Annotated in this window: 17 protein-coding genes; 4 read left to right on the top strand and 13 right to left on the bottom strand. The window is 65.3% G+C overall.

Annotation, left to right across the window (positions count from 1 at the left end):
* Positions 1–14: 14 nt before the first annotated feature.
* The 5 genes from CCR82_RS10950 to thrC form a co-directional block, all read right to left on the bottom strand.
* The gene (locus tag CCR82_RS10950) at positions 15–434 is read right to left on the bottom strand and encodes a type II toxin-antitoxin system VapC family toxin (RefSeq protein WP_201245825.1); all 420 of its coding nucleotides are present in this window, start codon (positions 432–434) and stop codon (positions 15–17) included.
* On the bottom strand, positions 431–679 hold the full coding sequence (locus CCR82_RS10955) for a FitA-like ribbon-helix-helix domain-containing protein (protein WP_201245826.1): 249 nt from the start codon (positions 677–679) through the stop codon (positions 431–433). The genes CCR82_RS10950 and CCR82_RS10955 overlap by 4 nt, the downstream gene beginning before the upstream one ends.
* A gap of 47 nt (positions 680–726) precedes the next feature.
* Positions 727–975 carry a hypothetical protein gene (locus CCR82_RS10960; protein WP_201245827.1) on the bottom strand — a complete coding sequence of 83 codons (249 nt, stop codon included), beginning with the start codon at positions 973–975 and terminating at the stop codon, positions 727–729.
* A 66-nt stretch (positions 976–1,041) separates the two neighbouring features.
* On the bottom strand, positions 1,042–2,625 hold the full coding sequence (locus CCR82_RS10965) for a hydroxymethylglutaryl-CoA lyase-like TIM-barrel protein (RefSeq protein ID WP_201245828.1): 1,584 nt from the start codon (positions 2,623–2,625) through the stop codon (positions 1,042–1,044).
* Positions 2,622–4,022 carry a threonine synthase gene (thrC, locus tag CCR82_RS10970; protein ID WP_201245829.1) on the bottom strand — a complete coding sequence of 467 codons (1,401 nt, stop codon included), beginning with the start codon at positions 4,020–4,022 and terminating at the stop codon, positions 2,622–2,624. The genes CCR82_RS10965 and thrC overlap by 4 nt, the downstream gene beginning before the upstream one ends.
* Positions 4,023–4,342: 320 nt before the next feature.
* On the opposite strand from thrC, the gene CCR82_RS10975 reads away from it, so the two are divergent.
* From CCR82_RS10975 to CCR82_RS10990, 4 genes are all read left to right on the top strand, one after another.
* Positions 4,343–4,597, top strand: a complete 255-nt coding sequence (locus CCR82_RS10975; RefSeq protein ID WP_201245830.1) for a sodium/substrate symporter small subunit — start codon at positions 4,343–4,345, stop codon at positions 4,595–4,597.
* A 12-nt stretch (positions 4,598–4,609) separates the two neighbouring features.
* Entirely contained in the window at positions 4,610–6,460 is a 1,851-nt protein-coding gene (locus CCR82_RS10980; RefSeq protein ID WP_201245831.1) for a sodium:solute symporter family protein, read from the top strand.
* Between the two features lie 141 nt (positions 6,461–6,601).
* A complete protein-coding gene (locus CCR82_RS10985) occupies positions 6,602–8,488 on the top strand; it encodes a DUF294 nucleotidyltransferase-like domain-containing protein (RefSeq protein WP_201245832.1) in 1,887 nt (628 codons plus the stop codon).
* Between the two features lie 15 nt (positions 8,489–8,503).
* Complete coding sequence (locus CCR82_RS10990; RefSeq protein ID WP_201245833.1) at positions 8,504–9,178, top strand: 3'-5' exonuclease; 675 nt, start codon at positions 8,504–8,506, stop codon at positions 9,176–9,178.
* Between the two features lie 188 nt (positions 9,179–9,366).
* On the opposite strand, the gene CCR82_RS10995 is transcribed toward CCR82_RS10990, so the two are convergent.
* The 8 genes from CCR82_RS10995 to CCR82_RS11030 form a co-directional block, all read right to left on the bottom strand.
* Complete coding sequence (locus CCR82_RS10995; protein ID WP_201245834.1) at positions 9,367–9,774, bottom strand: hypothetical protein; 408 nt, start codon at positions 9,772–9,774, stop codon at positions 9,367–9,369.
* Positions 9,775–9,849: 75 nt separating this feature from the next.
* Positions 9,850–10,152 (bottom strand): DUF3240 family protein, encoded by a 303-nt coding sequence (locus CCR82_RS11000; RefSeq protein WP_201245835.1) that lies wholly within the window; start codon positions 10,150–10,152, stop codon positions 9,850–9,852.
* Between the two features lie 39 nt (positions 10,153–10,191).
* Positions 10,192–13,275, bottom strand: coding sequence for an efflux RND transporter permease subunit (locus CCR82_RS11005; protein WP_201245836.1), 3,084 nt, complete (start codon positions 13,273–13,275; stop codon positions 10,192–10,194).
* Positions 13,275–14,438 carry an efflux RND transporter periplasmic adaptor subunit gene (locus CCR82_RS11010; protein ID WP_338073151.1) on the bottom strand — a complete coding sequence of 388 codons (1,164 nt, stop codon included), beginning with the start codon at positions 14,436–14,438 and terminating at the stop codon, positions 13,275–13,277. The genes CCR82_RS11005 and CCR82_RS11010 overlap by 1 nt, the downstream gene beginning before the upstream one ends.
* Before the next feature lie 41 nt (positions 14,439–14,479).
* Positions 14,480–15,772 (bottom strand): TolC family protein, encoded by a 1,293-nt coding sequence (locus CCR82_RS11015; protein WP_201245837.1) that lies wholly within the window; start codon positions 15,770–15,772, stop codon positions 14,480–14,482.
* A 194-nt stretch (positions 15,773–15,966) separates the two neighbouring features.
* Positions 15,967–16,704, bottom strand: coding sequence for a cytochrome b/b6 domain-containing protein (locus tag CCR82_RS11020; protein ID WP_201245838.1), 738 nt, complete (start codon positions 16,702–16,704; stop codon positions 15,967–15,969).
* Positions 16,705–16,856: 152 nt separating this feature from the next.
* Positions 16,857–18,245: an ATP-binding protein gene (locus CCR82_RS11025; protein WP_201245839.1), complete on the bottom strand. Its 1,389-nt coding sequence runs from the start codon at positions 18,243–18,245 to the stop codon at positions 16,857–16,859.
* A gap of 35 nt (positions 18,246–18,280) precedes the next feature.
* Positions 18,281–18,946, bottom strand: coding sequence for a response regulator transcription factor (locus tag CCR82_RS11030; RefSeq protein WP_201245840.1), 666 nt, complete (start codon positions 18,944–18,946; stop codon positions 18,281–18,283).

Raw genomic sequence — 18,946 nt, forward strand, 5'->3', positions numbered from 1 at the left:
GGTGAACAGCACATTCATGTTTCCCATGGATCGATCAGTGTGACGCCTGTCTCCCAAAAATCCTTGACATTCCGAGTGGCTATAGAGGCGCCTCTGGATTGCGCGATGGCAGCAATCATGGCATCGAACTGACTGATGGGACGCCCGGCTTGTCGGCGGGCAACGGCGATCCGCGCATAGGCATCGGCCGCATCTCGATCAAAGCTCCACACGAGACCGGCAAGATCCTGATCCAGGATGGCTCGTATCACCTCCAGCATCTGTTGGCGCCGCTGTCCGTCAGGCAACAAATAGAGGCCGTACAGGATTTCGCCTCGCGTCACGCTGGTCGTGAACAAGGATGTACGCGGTTGTCTCTCCATCCAATCGAGCACCTGTGGTGCCGGCGAAGGACGCAATGCCTCTGACAGGACATTGGTATCGAGTACGATCATGAGGCGAGATTCGTTGCCTCACGAATCGCCTCACGGGCAGGCACGTCCAACTCGACCCCACCCAGCGGCTCGATGCGGGAACGGATCGATTGAGCCAGAGAGGGCGGTTCAGCCGACTCAAAGAACAGCGCCGATCGCAAAATTTCCCGCGCCTCGTCCTCCATCGAATGCCCGTGAAGGGTTGCGCGAGCGCGTAGACGGTCCTGGATCTGATCGTCGATATGATGAATCGTCATGCTTGCCATCCGGACCTCCACATTTCTGAGCAATGGTCGATACCTTGTGCTCGGCCTTAGCGTCGACCGCGCGACCGCCACCAGGTGCCGCCGACATAGAGCAGCGACCCGATCAGCATCACGATCATCGAGAAGCCGAACCAACCGAGGAACAGATAGACCACCCGCAACCAGGCCACACCCCCGGCCTCGATGTCTCTGAGGTCGACCGGCGCTTGGTGCAGGAAGCCGATCAGGGTCATGCCCAACGCCAGCACCAGCGACCAAAACAGGGAAAACAAGAGCAGATTCGGCTTCTTTTTCATCGGTAACGAGGAGCGGCAAGGGGCGTCAAGGAACCATCACGGACAATCAAACAACGGGCGCGAGCCTCAGGCCGCCGATTCCGCGGCGGCCTTGGCATCGGCGAGATCGCGCTGGCGTTTCAGCGACCAGTGGATCACCAGATTCAGCATCCGCATGGTCGCGCCGATCGCCGCGAACACCTGGTTGGCGTGCACACCGCGGGTCTTGAAGGTGCCCCGATCATCGGCCCAACTGATCGTACACTCGGTAAGCGCATCGGTGCGGCCACCCTTGGGGATGCGCACCTCGTAGTCGACCAGTGCCGGCAGGCTCAGGCCCTGGGTCTTGACCACCCGCGCCAAGGCCTTGTTGAAGGCATCGAAGCCGCCATTGCCGCTGCCGGTGGCGGTCAGATGCTCGCCGCGCAAGCAGAGCTTGATGCTGGCGGTCGATTCCAGCCCATAGCTCGAGGAGACATTGCAGGCGATCAGCTCGGCATGGCTATAGTCCTTGCTCTCGAGCACCTCGGCGATGATGAACGGCAGATCCTCGGCGGTGATGGTCTTCTTCGAATCGCCGAGTTCGACGATGCGCTTCAACACCTTGCGCTGATTCTCCTCGGAGAGCGTGATGCCGATGCGCTCCAGATTCTTCGCCAGCGACGCTTTACCCGCGAGCTTGCCGAGGGCATAGACGCGCCGGCGCCCGAAGCGCTCCGGCGAGAGCTTGGTGTGATAGAGGCTGCCCTTGTTGTCGCCATCGGCATGGATGCCAGCGGTCTGGGTGAAGACATCGTCGCCGACGATGGGCGCGTTATCACCGATGCGCTTGCCCGAGAAGTATTGCACCAGCTCGCTGACGCGCCCGAGATGGCTCTCGTCGATGCCGATCTCCAGGCTGAGCTGATCGCGCAGATTCACCACCACCTCGGCCAGCGACGCATTGCCGGCGCGCTCGCCCAGGCAGTTGACCGTGCAATGCACCGCTGCGGCACCGGCCTGCGCGGCGGCGAAGACGTTCGCGGTGGCCAGGCCATAATCGTTGTGCGGATGGAAATCAAAGCGGCAGTCCGGGAAGCGCCGGATCATGTCCGACAGCGCCGCGAACACCCGCTCGGGCGTCATCACGCCCAGGGTATCTGGCAACATGAAATGCCCGACCCCGCTCTCGGCGAGGGCTTCGATCAGCGCATAGACATAGGCCGGGTTGTCGGCATAGCCGTTCGACCAGTCCTCGAGATAGAGATTGACCGCGAGGCCGCGCTCACGCGCGATCGTGATATCCGCCCGCACATCCTCGGCATGTTGCTCGGGAGTCTTGCCAAGCTGGGTGCGGCAATGCTTCTCGCTGCCCTTGGCCAGCAGGTTAATCACCTGACCACCGGCGCGCCGAATCCAATCGACGCTGCGCCCGCCATCGACGAAGCCGAGCACCTCGACGCGCCCATCGAGCCCTTTCGGACGCGCCCAGTCGATGATCTGCGCCACCGCCGCCAGCTCGCCCTCCGAGACCCGCGCCGAGGCGACCTCGATGCGATCGACCCGCAGCAGCTCGAGCAGCGCCTTGGCGATGTTGACCTTCTCATCGGGCGAGAAGGAGACGCCCTGCGTCTGCTCGCCATCGCGCAGCGTGGTATCGAGGATCAGAATGCGTTGGTCGTCTGAGGTCACGGATGCTCTCGGGCCGAGGTGTCTAGGGTTTCGCGCATGAAACGGCTCACCGCCTCGGCCTCGGCCGGCAGCTCGACGCAGCGCGTCTCGCGCTCGAGCAGGCCGCGCAACGGCGGAGGCGGTGCCGGCTCGATGCCGATGGCTTCGACCACTGCGGTCTCGAACTTGGCCGGATGCGCGGTCGCGAGCACCACCGCATCGGGGTGATCGGCCGCGGCGCGGGCACCGACGGCGGTGTGCGGACAGAGGAGATAGCCACCGGCCTGATAGACACGGCGGATCTCGGCCAGGGTTTCGGCATCGGAGACGGCACGCGCGTCGAAGTCCTCGGCCACCCGGCGCTGGCGCTCGCCATCGACCTGGAGCTGCCCGGTCTGCTCCATCTCGGCGAGCAGCGCACGCACCGCCGCCGGGTCTTGGTCGAGCAGATAGTAGAGATAGCGCTCGAAGTTCGAGGCGAGCTGGATATCCATCGCCGGGCTCAGGGTGTGATAGACCTCGCCGGCGCGGTAGACCCCGCTGGCGACGAAGCGGCTGAGGATATCGTTGCGATTGGTGGCGATGATCAGCCGATCGATCGGCAACCCCATGCGCTTGGCCAGCCAGCCGGCGAAGACATCGCCGAAGTTGCCCGTCGGCACCGAGAAGCTGACGCGGTGCGCGGGATCACCGCCGCTGAGCCGCCCCCACGCGTAGAAATAGTAGATGGTCTGCGCCAGGATGCGGGCGAGATTGATCGAGTTGACCGCGCCGAGGCGGTAGTCACGCTTGAACGCCAGATCGTTGAACAGAGCCTTGACGATACGCTGGGTGTCATCGAAGGTCCCCTCCACGGCGATGTTGTGCACGTTGGCATCGAGCACCGTGGTCATCTGCCGCTCTTGGATCGGCGAGACGCGCCCCTTGGGATGGAGGATGAAGATCTCGATGCCGGCCTTGCCGCGCACGCCATCGATCGCCGCCGAGCCGGTATCGCCCGAGGTCGCACCGAGGATGCGCAGCACGCCGCGCTCGCGCGCGATGAAATACTCGAAGAGGTTGCCGAGCAGCTGCAGCGCGACATCCTTGAACGCCGCCGTCGGGCCGTGGAAGAGTTCGAGCCAGGGCCGCCCCGCCTGCTCGACCACCGGCGTCACCTCGGGATGCGAGAAGCGCCCATAGGAGTGCTCGACCAGCGCCACGAGATCGGCGCGCGGCATCGCCTCACCGACGAAGGGCGCCAGCACCTCGACCGCAAGCGCTTGAAAACTCAAGCGCGACCAGGCCACCAGGGTGTCCTCGCTCAGGCGCGGGATGTGCTCTGGCACCAGCAGCCCGCCATCGGTCCCCAGCCCCATCATCACCGCCTCGGCAAAGCCGACCGGCTCCACACCGCCGCGTGTACTCAGGTATCGCATCGTATCCTAGCCGTTGTTCGAGGGAGGGCGCGGGACGCCCCGTCGTTGGCCCGCCAAGGTAGTGAAAAGGGGCGTCGCTCGCAAGCAGGCGTCGGTCCTGAGACTTTTTCTGGGAGATTCAGCCCCTTCGCCCAGCCCCCTTGTCGTTGACAGGGGATTATACCGGGCAACACAATGCGCGACCGCTTGCACAGGCAGGGACGCTGCTCGGCAGCGCGTACCCATGACACCAACAACAAGGGTCGAGGCTGGCGCAGTCTAGGCATGACCCGCCACACCCTTATCACCTAATTCCACACTCTTGAGGGAGGGACATCACGGTGACACCTGAAAACCGGTCCGACTATTGGAAGGCGAATATCCGCCTCTTAGCCATCCTGCTGATCATTTGGTTCATTGTCTCCTACGGATTCAGCATCCTGCTCGTCGAGCCCCTGAACCAATTTAACCTCGGCGGCTACCCGCTGGGCTTCTGGTTCGCGCAGCAGGGCTCGATCTATGTCTTCCTGGTGCTGATCTTCACCTACGCGTTCGGTATGAACCGGCTCGACAAGAAATTCGACGTGGAAGAATAGGAGCCGCCACTCATGACCAATCTCGATATCTGGACCTATTCGGTCGTCGGCTTCACCTTTGCCACCTACATCGGCATCGCCATCTGGGCGCGTGCTGGCACCACCGGCGAGTTCTACGTCGCGGGTAAAGGCGTCCACCCCGTGCTCAACGGCATGGCTACCGGTGCTGACTGGATGTCCGCCGCTTCCTTCATCTCGATGGCCGGCCTGATCGCCTTCAAGGGCTACGGTGGCTCGGTGTTCCTGATGGGTTGGACCGGTGGCTATGTGCTGCTCGCACTGCTGCTCGCGCCCTATCTGCGCAAATTCGGCAAGTTCACGGTGCCGGAGTTCATCGGCGACCGCTACTACTCGCAGGCCGCGCGCATCGTCGCCGTCATCTGCCTGATCCTGGCCTCGATCACCTACGTCATCGGCCAGATGAAGGGCATCGGCGTGGCGTTCTCGCGCTTCCTCGAGGTCTCCTACGACATGGGCCTGTATATCGGCATGGCCATCGTCGCGGTCTATGCCGTGCTCGGCGGCATGAAGGGCATCACCTACACCCAGATCGCCCAGTACGTCGTGCTGATCATGGCCTACACCATCCCGGCCATCTTCATCTCGCTGAACCTCACTGGCAATCCGTTCCCGCAGCTCGGCCTCGGTAGCGAATATGCCCCCGATGGCGTCGCCAGCGGCATGAGCATGCTCGCCAAACTCGATCAGGTCGTGACCGAGCTCGGCTTCAAGGAATACACCACGCAGACCATGGGCAGCACGCTGAACATGTTTGCCTACACCCTGTCGCTGATGATCGGCACCGCTGGACTGCCACATGTGATCATCCGCTTCTTCACCGTCCCCACGGTCAAGTCCGCGCGCTTCTCCGCCGGTTGGGCATTGGTCTTCATCGCGCTGCTCTACACCACCGCCCCGGCGGTTGGCGCCATGGCGCGGTTGAACTTCATCGATACCCTGATGATCGAGAAGACCGACACCACCGAGCAGGGTCTGGCGGCCTTCGAGCCGTTGCCTGGTGATGAGCTGCCTGGCTGGTTCCAGAACTGGTCACAAACCGGCCTGCTGGTCTGGGAAGACAAGAATGGCGATGGTCTGGTCCAGTACTACAACGACAAGGATGAGGCGACGATCGCCCAAGCCGATGCGCTCGGCTACGAGGGCAGCGAGATCTTCCACGGCACCACCGATGCCCTGAAGCCGGGGCCCGACCTCGACATCATGGTGTTGGCCAACCCGGAGATCGCCGGTCTGCCGAATTGGGTCATCGCCCTCATCGTTGCCGGTGGTCTGGCGGCCGCGCTCTCCACGGCCGCGGGTCTGCTGCTGGCCATCTCCTCGGCCATCTCGCATGACCTGCTCAAGGGCGTGTTCATGAAGGACATCTCGGAGAAGGCCGAACTCAACGCCGGGCGCCTCTCGATGATCGGCGCGATCATCGTCGCCGGTTACCTGGGTCTGAACCCACCGGGCTTCGCGGCCGGTACCGTGGCCATCGCCTTCGGACTGGCGGCCTCATCGATCTTCCCGGCGCTGATGATGGGCATCTTCTATAAGAAGATGAACAATAGCGGGGCGGTCGCCGGCATGATCGCCGGCATCACGGTGACTTTGCTCTATGTGTTCCAGCACAAAGGTCTCTTCTTTATACCGGGTACCGAGTTTCTGGCACCGCAACTCGGCATGGGCAAGGATTGGTTCTTAGGCATCTCGCCGAATGCCTTTGGTGCCGTGGGCGCGATCGTCAACTTCACCGTCGCCTTCATCGTCTCCGCCCTCACCGCGCCACCGCCGGATCACATCCAGCATCTGGTCGAGGATGTCCGCGTGCCGCGCGGCGCCGGCGAGGCCACTGGCCACTAAGTCAAGACCACCACCGACATGGCCCCGCATCTGCGGGGCTTTTTCGTTGGGCCGCACGAGCAGCCGGCGGTCGACTTACGGCATACTCGGCAAAAAAACAGTGAACGAGCCGCCCGCCCCCTGCCAACCGAGGATGCCCCGATGGACGTCGAGCTGATCGAAATCCAAGAGTTTCTCGCCAAACACCCACCCTTCGAGCAGTTGCCCGAGGAGGCGCTCGAACAGCTTCCGCGCCAATTCGTCGTGCGCTACCTGAAACGCGGCTCTCGCTTTCCGCCGTCGGACGACCAGGCCGCGCATCTCTACATCCTGCGTCGCGGCGCCATCGAGCTGCGCGACGCCGAGGGCGAGCTGGTCAGCAAGCTGGCCGAGGGGGACCTGTTCAGCGATGTCTGCCTCAGCGGCGACAGCACTAGCAGCAGCGACCACGACAAGCCCTCACTCACCGGCGAAACCGTCGAAGACAGCCTGCTGTATTCGATGACCTGTGCGCACTTCGAGCAGCTTCGCTCGGCGCATCCCGAGTTCGCCGACTACTTCGATGGCTCGACCACCAAGCGTCTGCGCAAGGCCCTCGATGCCTTTACCGAATCCTCCGCCACCACCGGCGGACTGATGACGGTCAGCGCGCGCGATCTGGTGCGCCGCGAGCCGATCATGGCCAGCCCCCACATCAGCATCCGCGAGGCCGCCAACCTCATGTCCGTCGAGCGCGCCTCGGCCCTGCTGCTGACAGAAGACGAACAGCTCAGCGGTATCATCACCGACCGCGACCTGCGCAACCGCTGTGTGGCCACCGGCCTGTCCACCGAGCAGCCGGTCAGCGAGATCATGACCGTAGCCATTTCCACGATCGACGCCGATGCCCTCGGCTTCGAGGCCCTGCTGCAGATGACCCGGCTCAATGTCCACCATCTGCCGGTGGTCGATGGCAAGCAACTGCTCGGCATGCTCTCCACCAGCGACTTCACCCGCTACCAAAGCACCAGTGGTGTCTACATCGTCGGCGACATCCACAAGGCCGACTCCGTCGCCGCGCTTGAGGCGATCAGCGCCAAGGTGCCGGACCTGCAGGTGCAATTGATCAGCAGTGGCGCCACCGGCGGGCATGTCGGGCAGGCCGTGAGCGCGGTCACCGATGCCATCACCAAGCGCCTGCTCGAACTCGCCGAGGCCGAGCTTGGCCCGCCGCCGGTGCCCTATGCCTGGCTGGTCGGCGGCTCACAGGCGCGCCGCGAGCAATCCTCGCACTCCGATCAGGACAACGCCCTGCTCATCGCCGATGGCATGAGCAAGGACGATGACCACTACTTTCGCCAGCTCGCCGAGCGCGTCAACGACGGGCTCAACGCCTGTGGCTATATCTACTGCCCCGGCGACGTGATGGCCAAGACCGCCAACTGGCGCCAGCCGCTCGCCACCTGGCAGCAGTATTTCGAACACTGGATCAAACGCCCCGACCCCAAGGCACTGATGCTCGCCAGTGTGTTCTTCGACCTGCGCGCCCTGCACGATCCGGCCGGGCTGTTCGATGGGTTGCACGAGCAGGTGCTCGAACTCTCGCGCGACAATCGCATCTTCATCGCCTACATGGCCGCCAATGCGCTCAAGCATCGACCGCCGTTGGGTTTCTTTCGCAACTTCGTACTCATCCACGGCGGCGACCACGACCGCACCTTCGACATCAAACATCGCGGCACCGTGCCGATCATCGATCTCGCCCGCGTCTACGCGCTCTCTAGCGGCCTGGCGCCGATCAACACCGTCGAGCGGCTCGAAGCCGCCGCCGAGACCGCCGCGCTCACCCATGACGGCGGCGCCAATCTGATCGACGCCTTCGAGCTGATCAACACCCTGCGCATCCGCCATCAGGCCAACCAACTGCGCAACGGCGAAAAGGCTGATAATTTTCTCGCCCCCGAGCAGCTCTCCCCGCTCGAGCGCGGCCATCTGAAGGACGCCTTCCTGCTCATCGATCGCATGCAGGAGACGCTCGGGCAACGCTATCAAGCGGGACGGTTTGGATAAGCGGGGTCAGACCGCATGCGCTCGCCATCGGAGGGACGTCGCCGCCACTGCTTGCGGCAGCTCGATGCCGGACCCTTGCGTGAGTACTTCGGGCGCCCGTTCCCGTCGCCGGCGCTCGACTATCGCTGCGTCGACTACGTCGCCATCGATCTCGAGACCACCGGCCTCGACCATCGGCAAGACCAGATCCTGAGCGTTGGCTGGGTGCTGGTGCGCGGCCAGCGTATCGATCTCGCCAGCGCCCGCCATCGGTTGCTGCGCTGCGACGGCGACATTCCGGCCGAGACCGCCGTGATCCATCAGATCACCGACGATGAAGCCGCCGCTGGACTGCGCCAGAGCCGTGTCCTGCGCGAGCTGCTCGGCGTGCTCGCCGGGCGGGTGCTGATCGCCCATCACGCCAAGATCGAACTCAGTTTCCTCGACGCCGCCTGTCGCGACCTCTACGGCGCCGGCCTGCTGGTGCGCTGCGTCGATACCGAGGTCTTGGCGCGGCGCACCTTCGAGCGCCGCAACATCCCCTTCCGACCCTCGGAGCTGCGTCTGCATTCGCTCTGCGAGCGCTACAACCTGCCGCGCTACCGCGCCCACAATGCCTTCTACGACGCCCTAGCGGCCGCCGAGCTGTTCCTCGCCCAGGTCGCCTATCGGGATAATGGCAACGGCTTTCGGCTTGGGGATCTGCTTTGAGGAACGTGGCGTGGAAACAGGCGGTGTATTGGAATCCTTTTAGGTGGCCGAGGATGGCTTCCTCAGTCCGCCGCTCTGAAAGATGATTTTCCGCAGAAACGCAGAAACGCAGAAACGCAGAAACGCAGAAACGCAGACCCGAGACCCGACGATCGCCCGATCTGCGTGCTGCTGTTGGACATAGGCGCTCAACCACCACCGTGTTCGATCAGCAGTGTGTTGCCAACCGTTGCTGGCATCGCCAAGCGCGCATAAAAATGCGCGGAGCGATCTTGCCGATTGCGGCGCATCGGCTTGACCTCAGTCTGCTCGAGCAACTCGCCATTGGCCCCGAACAACGAAATGCGTACCTTGCCCGGAATCAGACCGCGCTGAAGGATCACGCGCGCGACCTCGCCGCTGACGCGGATCGACTCGGCACCGGACTCCACCCGGACACGGCTGAACTCGTAGCGACTCGATGTGACACGCTCAATGGTGAGCCTATCGGCATCGACACGATCACCGAGCGGCTGGCTGGCGCAGGCAGAGCCAAGGACACTGCTGAGCGCGATCAGTAGTGCAATCCGATGCAAGCGAGTTCGATTGTTGAACATCAGGTCATCTCCAAGTGGGTGGGGTGTTAAAGCAGTGATGTTGAAACGACACGGTATCGTGCGCCGCTTAACGGATCAGTCGATGTGACCAGCCGCCAACATCGGCAGCAGCCAGTAGTGCAGCCCGCTACCGCTGAAGTCTGCGCGCACGGCCTCGAGCAATGCGCGCGCGGTCGGCTCCGGCAGCTCGAGCAGAAACATCACCCGTCGGCTGCGCCCAGCCACCTGCTCGGCCAGGCTCATCGACTGCTCGGAGGAGCCATGACCGGCGATCGGCAGGCTGGTAAAGCCGGGAACCTCGGCGCGCTCGAGCAGCCATTCGGCGAGGCTGTCCTCGACCTTGGGCGAGCAGATCAGATGCAGCAGACAATCAGCCATCAGTGGTCTCCAGTCAGGCCTGTGATCAACCGAAGCTGATCAACCGAAGCGCCGATACAGGATCGGCAACAGCACCAGCGTCAGCAGGGTCGACGAGACCAGCCCACCGATGACGACGATCGCCAGCGGGCGCTGGATTTCGGAGCCGGGGCCGGTCGCGAACAGCAACGGCGCTAGCCCGAACGCGGCCGTGGTGGCCGTCATCAGCACCGGTCGCAGGCGGCGCTTGGCCCCTTCGACCACCACCTCCTGCATCGGCCGTCCCATCGCGCGCAGCTGGTTGAACCAGGTCACCAACATGACCCCGTTCAGCACCGCGATACCGAGCAGCGCGATGAAGCCGACCGAGGCCGGCACCGACAGGTACTCGCCGGTGACGGCCAAGGCCACCACGCCGCCGATCAGCGCAAACGGGATATTCGAGAGCACCAGCAGCGATTGGCGCAGCGAGCCGAAGGTCGAGAACAGCACCAGGAAGATCAGCACCAGCGCGATCGGCACCACCAGCGCCAGCCGCGCGGCGGCGCGCTGCTGGTTCTCGAACTCACCGCCCCATTCGATCCAATAGCCGACCGGCAGCTTGACCTGCTCGGCGACGGCCGCGCGTGCCTCGTCGACGAAGCCGACCAGATCACGCCCGCTGCCGACGTTGGCGACCGCCGTCGCCATGCGGTTGCCAAGCTCGCGCGAGAGCACTACCGGCCCGGTCACGCGCTCGATGCGCACCAGATTGTCCACCGGCACCGAGCGCCCATCGGGTAGCGCCAATTGCAGGCCACGGAAGCGCGCCGGCGAGGTGCGCAGCGCCTCGGAGCCACGGATCACCAGCGCCCGGCGCTTGCCCTCGCGATAGATGGTGCCGATCTCGAGCCCCTCGATCTGGGCGCGCAGCATCGCCGCCAGCGCATCGGCATCGACCCCGAGCCGCCCGGCCTCGAGCCGATCGATCACCAGGTTCAGATACTGCGCGCCCTCGTTCTTGGGCGTGAACACATCCTCGGCGCCATCGAGCTGCTCGAGCACGGCGACAATCTCGTCGGTGATCCGATTCAGCTCATCCTGATTGCCACCGAAGACCTTGACCGCCAGATCGCCGCGCACACCGGTGAGCATCTCCGAGACCCGCATCTCGATCGGCTGGGTGAACGCATAGTCCAGCCCCGGAAAACCCTCGATCACGGTGCGGATGGCGTCGATCAGCGCGTCCTTGGTGTCGAAGCGCCAGTCCTCGCGCGGCGCCAGGACCAGGAAGCTGTCGGTCTGGTTCAGCCCCATCGGGTCCAGGCCCAGCTCATCGGAGCCGGTGCGCGCGACGACACCGCGCACCTCGGGCACCGCCTCCATGATCGCCTGCTGCACCCGCAGATCGATGTCGAGCGACTGCTGCAGGTTGATCGATGGCAGCTTCTCCAGCTGCACGATCAGATCGCCTTCATCCATGGTCGGCATGAAGGTCTTGCCGACGCGCAGATAGAGCGCGCCGGCGCCGACCAGCAGCGCCACCGCGAGCCCGACGATCAGCCATTCGCGCTTCAGCGCCCAAGTCAGCGAGGGGCCATAAACCTTGAGCAGTTGACGCACCACCCAGGGCTCCTCGGCGCCACCCTTGCCGAGCAGATAGGAGGCCAGCACCGGGATCACTGTGAGCGACAGCAGCAGCGCGCTCGCCAGCGCGAAGACGATGGTCAGCGCCACCGGCACGAACAGCTTGCCCTCGAGCCCCTGCAGGGTCAGCAGCGGCAGGAACACGATGACGATGATCAGGGTGCCGGAGGCAACCGGGACGGCGACCTCGCGCGTCGCCCGATAGATCAGATGCAGCCGCGGCAGGCGGCGTGCGCCGGTGTCACCTCCGCTCCCATTCGTGCCATGACGAGCAAGCTGAGTGACGACGTTCTCGACCACCACCACGGCCGAATCGACCAGCATGCCGATCGCGATCGCCAAGCCGCCGAGCGACATCAGGTTGGCCGAGAGCCCGAACACCCGCATCAGCACGAAAGTCGCAAGCGCCGCCAACGGCAGGATCAGGGCCACCGTCAGCGCCGCGCGCAGATCACCAAGAAAGAGCACCAACAGCAGCACGACCAGCACCACCGCCTGCACCAAGGCCATGCTCACCGTCGACACCGCTCGATCGACCAGCACGCCGCGATCGTAGAAGACATCGATCTCGATGCCCTCAGGCAGGCCGGCCGCCAGCTCGTCGAGCTTGGCCTGGACGCCCGCGACCAGCGTGCGCGCGTTGGCGCCGCGCAGTCCGAGCACCAGTCCCTCGACCGCCTCGCCTTCGCCGTTGCGCGTCACCGCCCCATAGCGGGTCAGCGCCGCGCGCCGCACCTCGGCGACATCGGCAACGCGCACCGGTTGGCCGGCATCGCCGCCGACGACGATCGCGGCCAGATCCTCCAAGGTCTGGATCGCGCCCTCGCTGCGCACCAGCAAGACCTCTTCGCCGTCATCGAGCCGCCCGGCGCCGTCATTGCGGTTGTTGGCCTCGATCGCCGCGCGCAGCTGCCCGAGACTGATGCCGTAGGCGCTCATCCGCGCGTTGTCGGGCTCGACCTCGAAGGTGGTCACGAAGCCGCCCAGGGAGTTGACGTCGGCCACACCGGTCACCGAGCGCAGCGCCGGGCGGATGGTCCAGTCGAGCAGGTCGCGCTTCTCGGCCAGCGTCAGGGCATCGCCCTCGATGCTGAACATGAACATCTCGCCGAGCGGCGTGGTCAGCGGCGCGAGGCCGCCCTCGATGCCGGCCGGCAGATCGCTGCGAATCGCCGCCAGCCGCTCGGCGACCTGCTGGCGCGCCCAGTAGATATCGGTGCCTTCCTCGAAGTCGACGGTGATATCGGTGAGCCCGTACTTGGCGATCGAGCGCAGCATGACCTGATTCGGGATGCCGAGCATCTCGATCTCGATCAGGCTGGTGATCCGGGTCTCGATCTCCTCCGGCGTCATTCCCGGTGCCTTCATCACCACCTTGACCTGTGGCACCGAGACATCCGGAAAGGCATCGATCGGGGTCTGTTGGAACGCGCGCCAGCCGGCCCCGACCAGGGCCAGGGCCACCAGCAGCATCAGCAGCCGCTGGGTGAGTGCGAATCCGATCAGGCGAGCAAACATCAGCCGGCGGCTCCAAGCCAGGCCGCCTTGAGTTCGACCACGCCCTTGACCACGATCCGATCCGAGGCCGCGAGCGAGCCGGTGACCACGGTCTCGCCCTCTTCCTCGGCGATCAGCCGCACCGAAATCGGCTCGAAACCGCCCTCGCGTGCAACGAACAGCATGGCCTCACCGGCATGGCGCACGACCGCCGCCGCCGGCACCCGCCAGCGCCCGCCGGCCTCGGTGGTCGCGGCGAGCTGTACCTCGATGAACTGGCCCGGGCGCAGCTGCTCGGCGCCATCGGCTACCTCGGCGCGCACCAGCACGCCCTGGTCCTGACTGTGGACCAGGCGACCAACGGTGATGATGCGCCCCTCGATGCCCAGTGTCGGCAGCAACGCCCGGTCGCCGGGTGCGAGGTCCGCGACCCGATCGACCGGCACATGCACCTCGATCCACAAGGGCTCGAGATCGGCGATCCGATACAGCGGCGTGGCCGCCGTCAATGACTGGCCGGTACTGACCATCTGCTCCAGCACCACGCCCGCGATCGGCGCGCGCACCGGTAGACTGGTGGTCAGGGTGCGACTGCGGGCGAGGGTATCGATATCGGCCGCAGACATGCCGGCCAGCGCCAGCACCTGGCGGCGTTGCTGGACCATGGTCGCGAGCTCGTCGCGGCGCGATTGGCTCTCGATCAGCCGCCGCTCGGCGATCACCCCTTCGCGCTGCAGCATGCGATCGCGCGCCACTTCGCTCTCGGCCAAGGCCAGGCGGGTCAAGGATTCGAGATAGTCGCTCTGCGCCGAGACCAGATCCGGACTCTGCAGGCGCGCCATGATCTGCCCCGCGGTCACCCGTTCGCCCTCGGCGACCAGCAAGGTCTCGACCACGCCAGCCTTGCGCGCGGCGACCACCCGCAGTTGTGGGTTGGGAACGGCGACGCGCGCCGGGTAGCGGCGCGTGAGGCTGGTTGCGGCCGGTTGCGGTGCGGCCAGTTCGATGCCGAAGCGCTCCTGCTCGGCTAGTGTCAGTGGGATCAGATCAGCTGCGGCTGCGCTCGTGGCGCCGGTGGCACCCAAGAGCAGCAGGATCGCTCCCAGTGCGGGGCCGAACCCCGAGTCGAGCCGTGAGGCGAGCCGTGAGCCGGGCGCGCTCACCATGCACTGAATCTGACTCACCCAATTTGGCCGGCTCAGGCGACCGTTGTGGTTGGAGCACATCATTGCGGGATCATCCCTAAGGCTTGATTGACCCGCGCCAGTGCCTGGCCTTGTTCGGCGCGGCGCAGGGCGAGATCGAGATGGGCTTCGCGGGCGCGTCGCTCGGCAAGCAGCCGCTCGGCGAGATCAGTCTCGCCGAGCTCGAAGGCACGCTGGGCGACCGACAGCGCATCGGCGGCCAAACTTGCGCGCCGCTCGGCGACCTGCAAGGCCTCTGCGGCCCCGCGCCGAGCGAGCACCGCCGCCGCCAGCTCGCGCTCGGCCTCGCGGCGCATCCGGTGCAGCTCGGCCAGGCGCTCGGTGACCTGCCGCTCGCTGGCGGCGATCTCCGGTGCCGATTGGCTGGCGAGGCCGAACGGGATCGACAGCTCGAGCTGCAGGGCATCGTCGGCAGGAAAGGCACGCGCGTCGCGCGTCCGCCTGCCGCCGAGACTCAGAATGGGGGTGCCACGGCGATCGCTGACGACCTGCTCACGCTCGGCGCGTGCGCGCGCCAGTGCGGCATCGGCCTCGGCAAGCAGCGGGTGATCGTTGGGTAGTCCGCCAATGCCGTTGCTCGCCATGCCGTCGCTGCCAAGGCGCTGGTCAGTCGTGATCGGTGGCACGCTCGGCCAGTTCGGTGGCTCCGGCAACTGCAGCCGGCCAGTGATCTGCGCATAGGCCGCTTTCGCCTGCTCCCAGTCCGCACGCGCGGCGGTCAGTTCGGCCTGGCGGGCGAGCGTCTCCTGCTGCGCGGTCAGCAGGTCGAGCCGCGCCAGCTCGCCGGCGTTGTAGCGTTTGGCCACCACTGACTCAAGTCCTTGTGCGGCCTCATAGGTGGCGTTCGCCTGCTGTAGCTGGACCTCGGCGAGCTTGGCTGCCCAGACCGCATCACGCACCGTGCCAGCAACCTCCCAGCGCAACAGCCGCGCCAGGGCCTCGGCCCGCAGGCCGAGCGAGCCCGCCAGCTCCAGGCGCGCGCGGCGCTGGCCGGGCAGCCAGAGCGGCAGCTCGAGCAGGGCCTCGACCTCGTAGGCACCGTCATCGCCGGTGAAGCGATCGGACACCCCTTTGAGGCGCAGCGCCGGATCAGCGGCGGTCCAGGCACCGGCCTGGCGGCGTACCGCGTCGGCCTCGCCGCGCAGCGCATCCGTGCGGATCAGTTGCCCGGCTTGCTCCAATGCGGCAGCGACGGCCTCAGCGAGGGTCGCCGGTGATGCCGCATTGGCACCAGCGACACCAGCGGCACCAGCGGCACCAGCGGCACCAGAAGACACTAAGGTGCTGGCGGGCGAAGCGGCGTCAGCCGTCATGGGTGCTGTCAGAACCAACATCGACAGCAGAAACCAGGCTGGGCCAAAGCGCGCACTCAAGCCCTTGTCGCGCCAGACAGTCGACACCTGCACGCACGCACCCGCTCGCCCAGTCAAGAGCCGAGCACCGGGGGCGACTTGGCGCCAAGAAAAAGCACGGGGGACGCGTTGGCGCCCAAAAGCGGCAAGCAGGTTCATTGGCCGAGCGGTCGTTTGCGACCAGTGACCATGCTGCGTGGCAGGTTCTCGCGCGTGGCGATGCTCGCGAAGACGACGCCAACGATGTGCAACAAGACCAGTATCAGGACCAGATTGGCGAGGACTTCGTGCAGTTCCTCCCAGAACTCCTCGGCGCCCTCGTGCGCTTCGCGCTGTCCAGACCCGCGCTCGGCATAGCCTTCACCTGTGCGCTCGCCGGCTTCACCATGCTCGCCATGTTCTTCATCGTCATCATCGGCCTGCGCCGTCGAGACCAGTGCGAACGGCGCAACACCCTGGTTGAACTCATCAGTACTCACGAAACCCGCGAGCGGCCCGGCGTTCTCCTCCAGTGCATACAGCACCAGCCCAGAGCCGACGATGGCGAGCAGGCCAGCCAGCAGCGCCCAGACCATCACCGCACCGGCCGGGCTGTGTCCGATGTGTCGGATCGCCTTGAAGCGGACCAGATCGAACAGATAGGCCAGCACCGCCTTGAGCGGAAAGGCAAAATCGGAGAACCGCGCGTGCTGCGGTCCAACGAAGCCCCAGATGATCCGCGCCAGGACCAGGACGCCGATCAGATAGCCGGTCCAGACATGCAGCAGCTGCACGTCCTCGCTAAAATAGGCGACGAAGAAACCGACCGCGAGGGTCCAGTGGAAGACGCGGACGAAGGTATCCCAGACCTGAATCGAGCCCGGCTGAGGGGCTGTACCGCTTGAATCGGACATGGCGTCTCTCGCTCGGTCGCAGAGCGTCACCCGCCTGCGGCCAACCAGTGAACGGCCGCTCGCGGGGACTCGAGATGGAACTTGATCGCGAGAGCTTAATGGTCGAAGCTGAAACCAAACTGAAAGGCGACCATGGCCGGGTCGCAAATCCCTCATCCTGAGCGGGTTGCGGGCCTATGAGCCCGCTGCGTTGCGGGGGTGAGCATGTGCGTGACCGGCAGCTCGACGCTGGCACGAAAACCGCCAAGGTGTGGGGAACGGCCGAGTTCAAGCCGGCCGTGGTAAAGATCGAGGATCTCACGCACGATCGAGAGGCCAAGGCCATGGCCATCCACGCGCTCGTCGATGCGTACCCCGCGCGCGCCGATGGCGGCGAGTTCGGCCTCGCCACAGCCTGGACCGTCATCGTCGACCCAGAGACGCAGGCCGTCGGTGCTGGGCTCCAACCGGCAATAAACCTGGCTTTTGGCCCATTTGCAGGCATTGTCGAGCAGGTTGCCGATCAGCTCGAGCATATCCTCGCGGTCGATCATCAGGGGCGCTGACAGCGCGTTGTCGCAGCGGATGTTCAAGCCCTTGTCCGCGTACATGCGCTCGAGCAGCTCGATCAATACCGGCAGATCGGCGGCGGTCTCGAACATTGAGCCAGGCCGCATGCCGCCGGCGATACGCGAGCGTTTCAGCTCGCGCTCCGCCAGCGCTTGCACGCGCCGCACCTGCTCCCGGCAGCGCTGGCGCTGATCCTCGCTAGAGGCCTCATCGAGGCGCTCGAGCTGCTGCAAGATCAGGTTGAGCGGCCCCTTGAGCGCATGCGCTAGGTTGCCGGCGGCGTTGCGCGAGCGCTCCAGGCGCTGTCCATAAACGGCGAGCAACGCGTTGAACTTACGCACTAGCGGCAGGATCTCGAGCGGGATCTCCTCGGAGATGGCCTCGGCCGTGCCACGCTCTAGCGCATCAATGTCCTGGTAGATCGGCCGCAGCTGAAGCAGCGCCCGCCGCACGATCAGCCGTTGCACCAAGAGCATGAGCATCAGCCCGCCAATCGCGAGCACCGCGAACAGGCGCTCGAACACCTGCAGCTCGACCATCAATGGATTCAGATCCTCGGCAACGGCAATCGTGACAGTCTCGTCGCCGATCCGATAACCAGCCCCGCGTACCAGCAATCGCTGGCCGAGCGGGCCGTTCGTCTCCCAATCGACGACATGGCCGGCCGGCACTGGCTCGGCGGCGAGTCGTTGATCCCACAGCGAGCGCGACAGGCGGCGCGCGCCATCGGCGCCGATGACCTCGTAGTAATGGCCGGAGAATGGCTGCTGATAGATGGGACCCAGCCCGTGGGACTCTGCTTGCAACTCAAGCGCCGGGGCGGCCTGCGACAGTGTGCCAAGCAGGGCCTCGGCATCATGCTGCAGCCGAGACAGCACATAGGCATCGGTACTGCGATGCAGCGCGGCGTGGCCCAGCCACCAAGCGATGCCGATGACCAGCGCCAGGCTGGTGCCAAGGCCAAGATGCAACCGCGCTTCAAGCGATTTCATCGCAAGTGACGATGGCGCCATGCGCGCGACGCAGGCTAAGGCCGCGAAGGGAACACATAACCCTGCCCCCGCTGGGTGCGTAGATGTTCGCGACCGAGCTTCTCGCGCAGACGTCGCACATAGACCTCGATCAGATTGCTGCCATGCTCGGCATGCTGATCGTAGACATGAGCGATGAGTCGCTCCTTGGAGAGCACCTTGTCGGCATTGAGCATGAAGTAGCGCAGCAGGCGAAACTCGGTGCCGGTCAGTTCGACCTCGCGGCCGTCGGCGAGCACGACGCGCTGATGCTCGTCGTCAAGGCGCAGACCGGCACTGCTGATGGCGGCGCCGGCCTGTCCAACGGCGCGGCGGATCAACGCCTGCAGGCGGGCGATCAGCTCCTGCAGATGGAACGGTTTGCCGAGATAGTCATCGGCGCCGGCCTTAAGCCCGTCGACGCGCTCGTGCCAGGCATCGCGCGCGGTCAGCACGAGCACGGGGGTGCGCAGCTCGGCGGCACGCCAGTCACGCAGCACCTCGAGCCCGGGCTTCCCCGGCAACCCCAGGTCGAGGACGATGGCATCATAGGGCTGGTCACGGCCGAGGAAGGCGCCGTCGATGCCATCCAGTGCCCAATCCACCGCGTAACCGTTGGCCATCAAATCGGCGCGTAGGCCGCTGCCGAGCGCGTGATCATCCTCGATCAGCAAGAGGCGCAT

This window comes from Halochromatium salexigens (assembly GCF_016653295.1).
Taxonomy (GTDB): Bacteria; Pseudomonadota; Gammaproteobacteria; order Chromatiales; family Chromatiaceae; genus Lamprobacter; species Lamprobacter salexigens.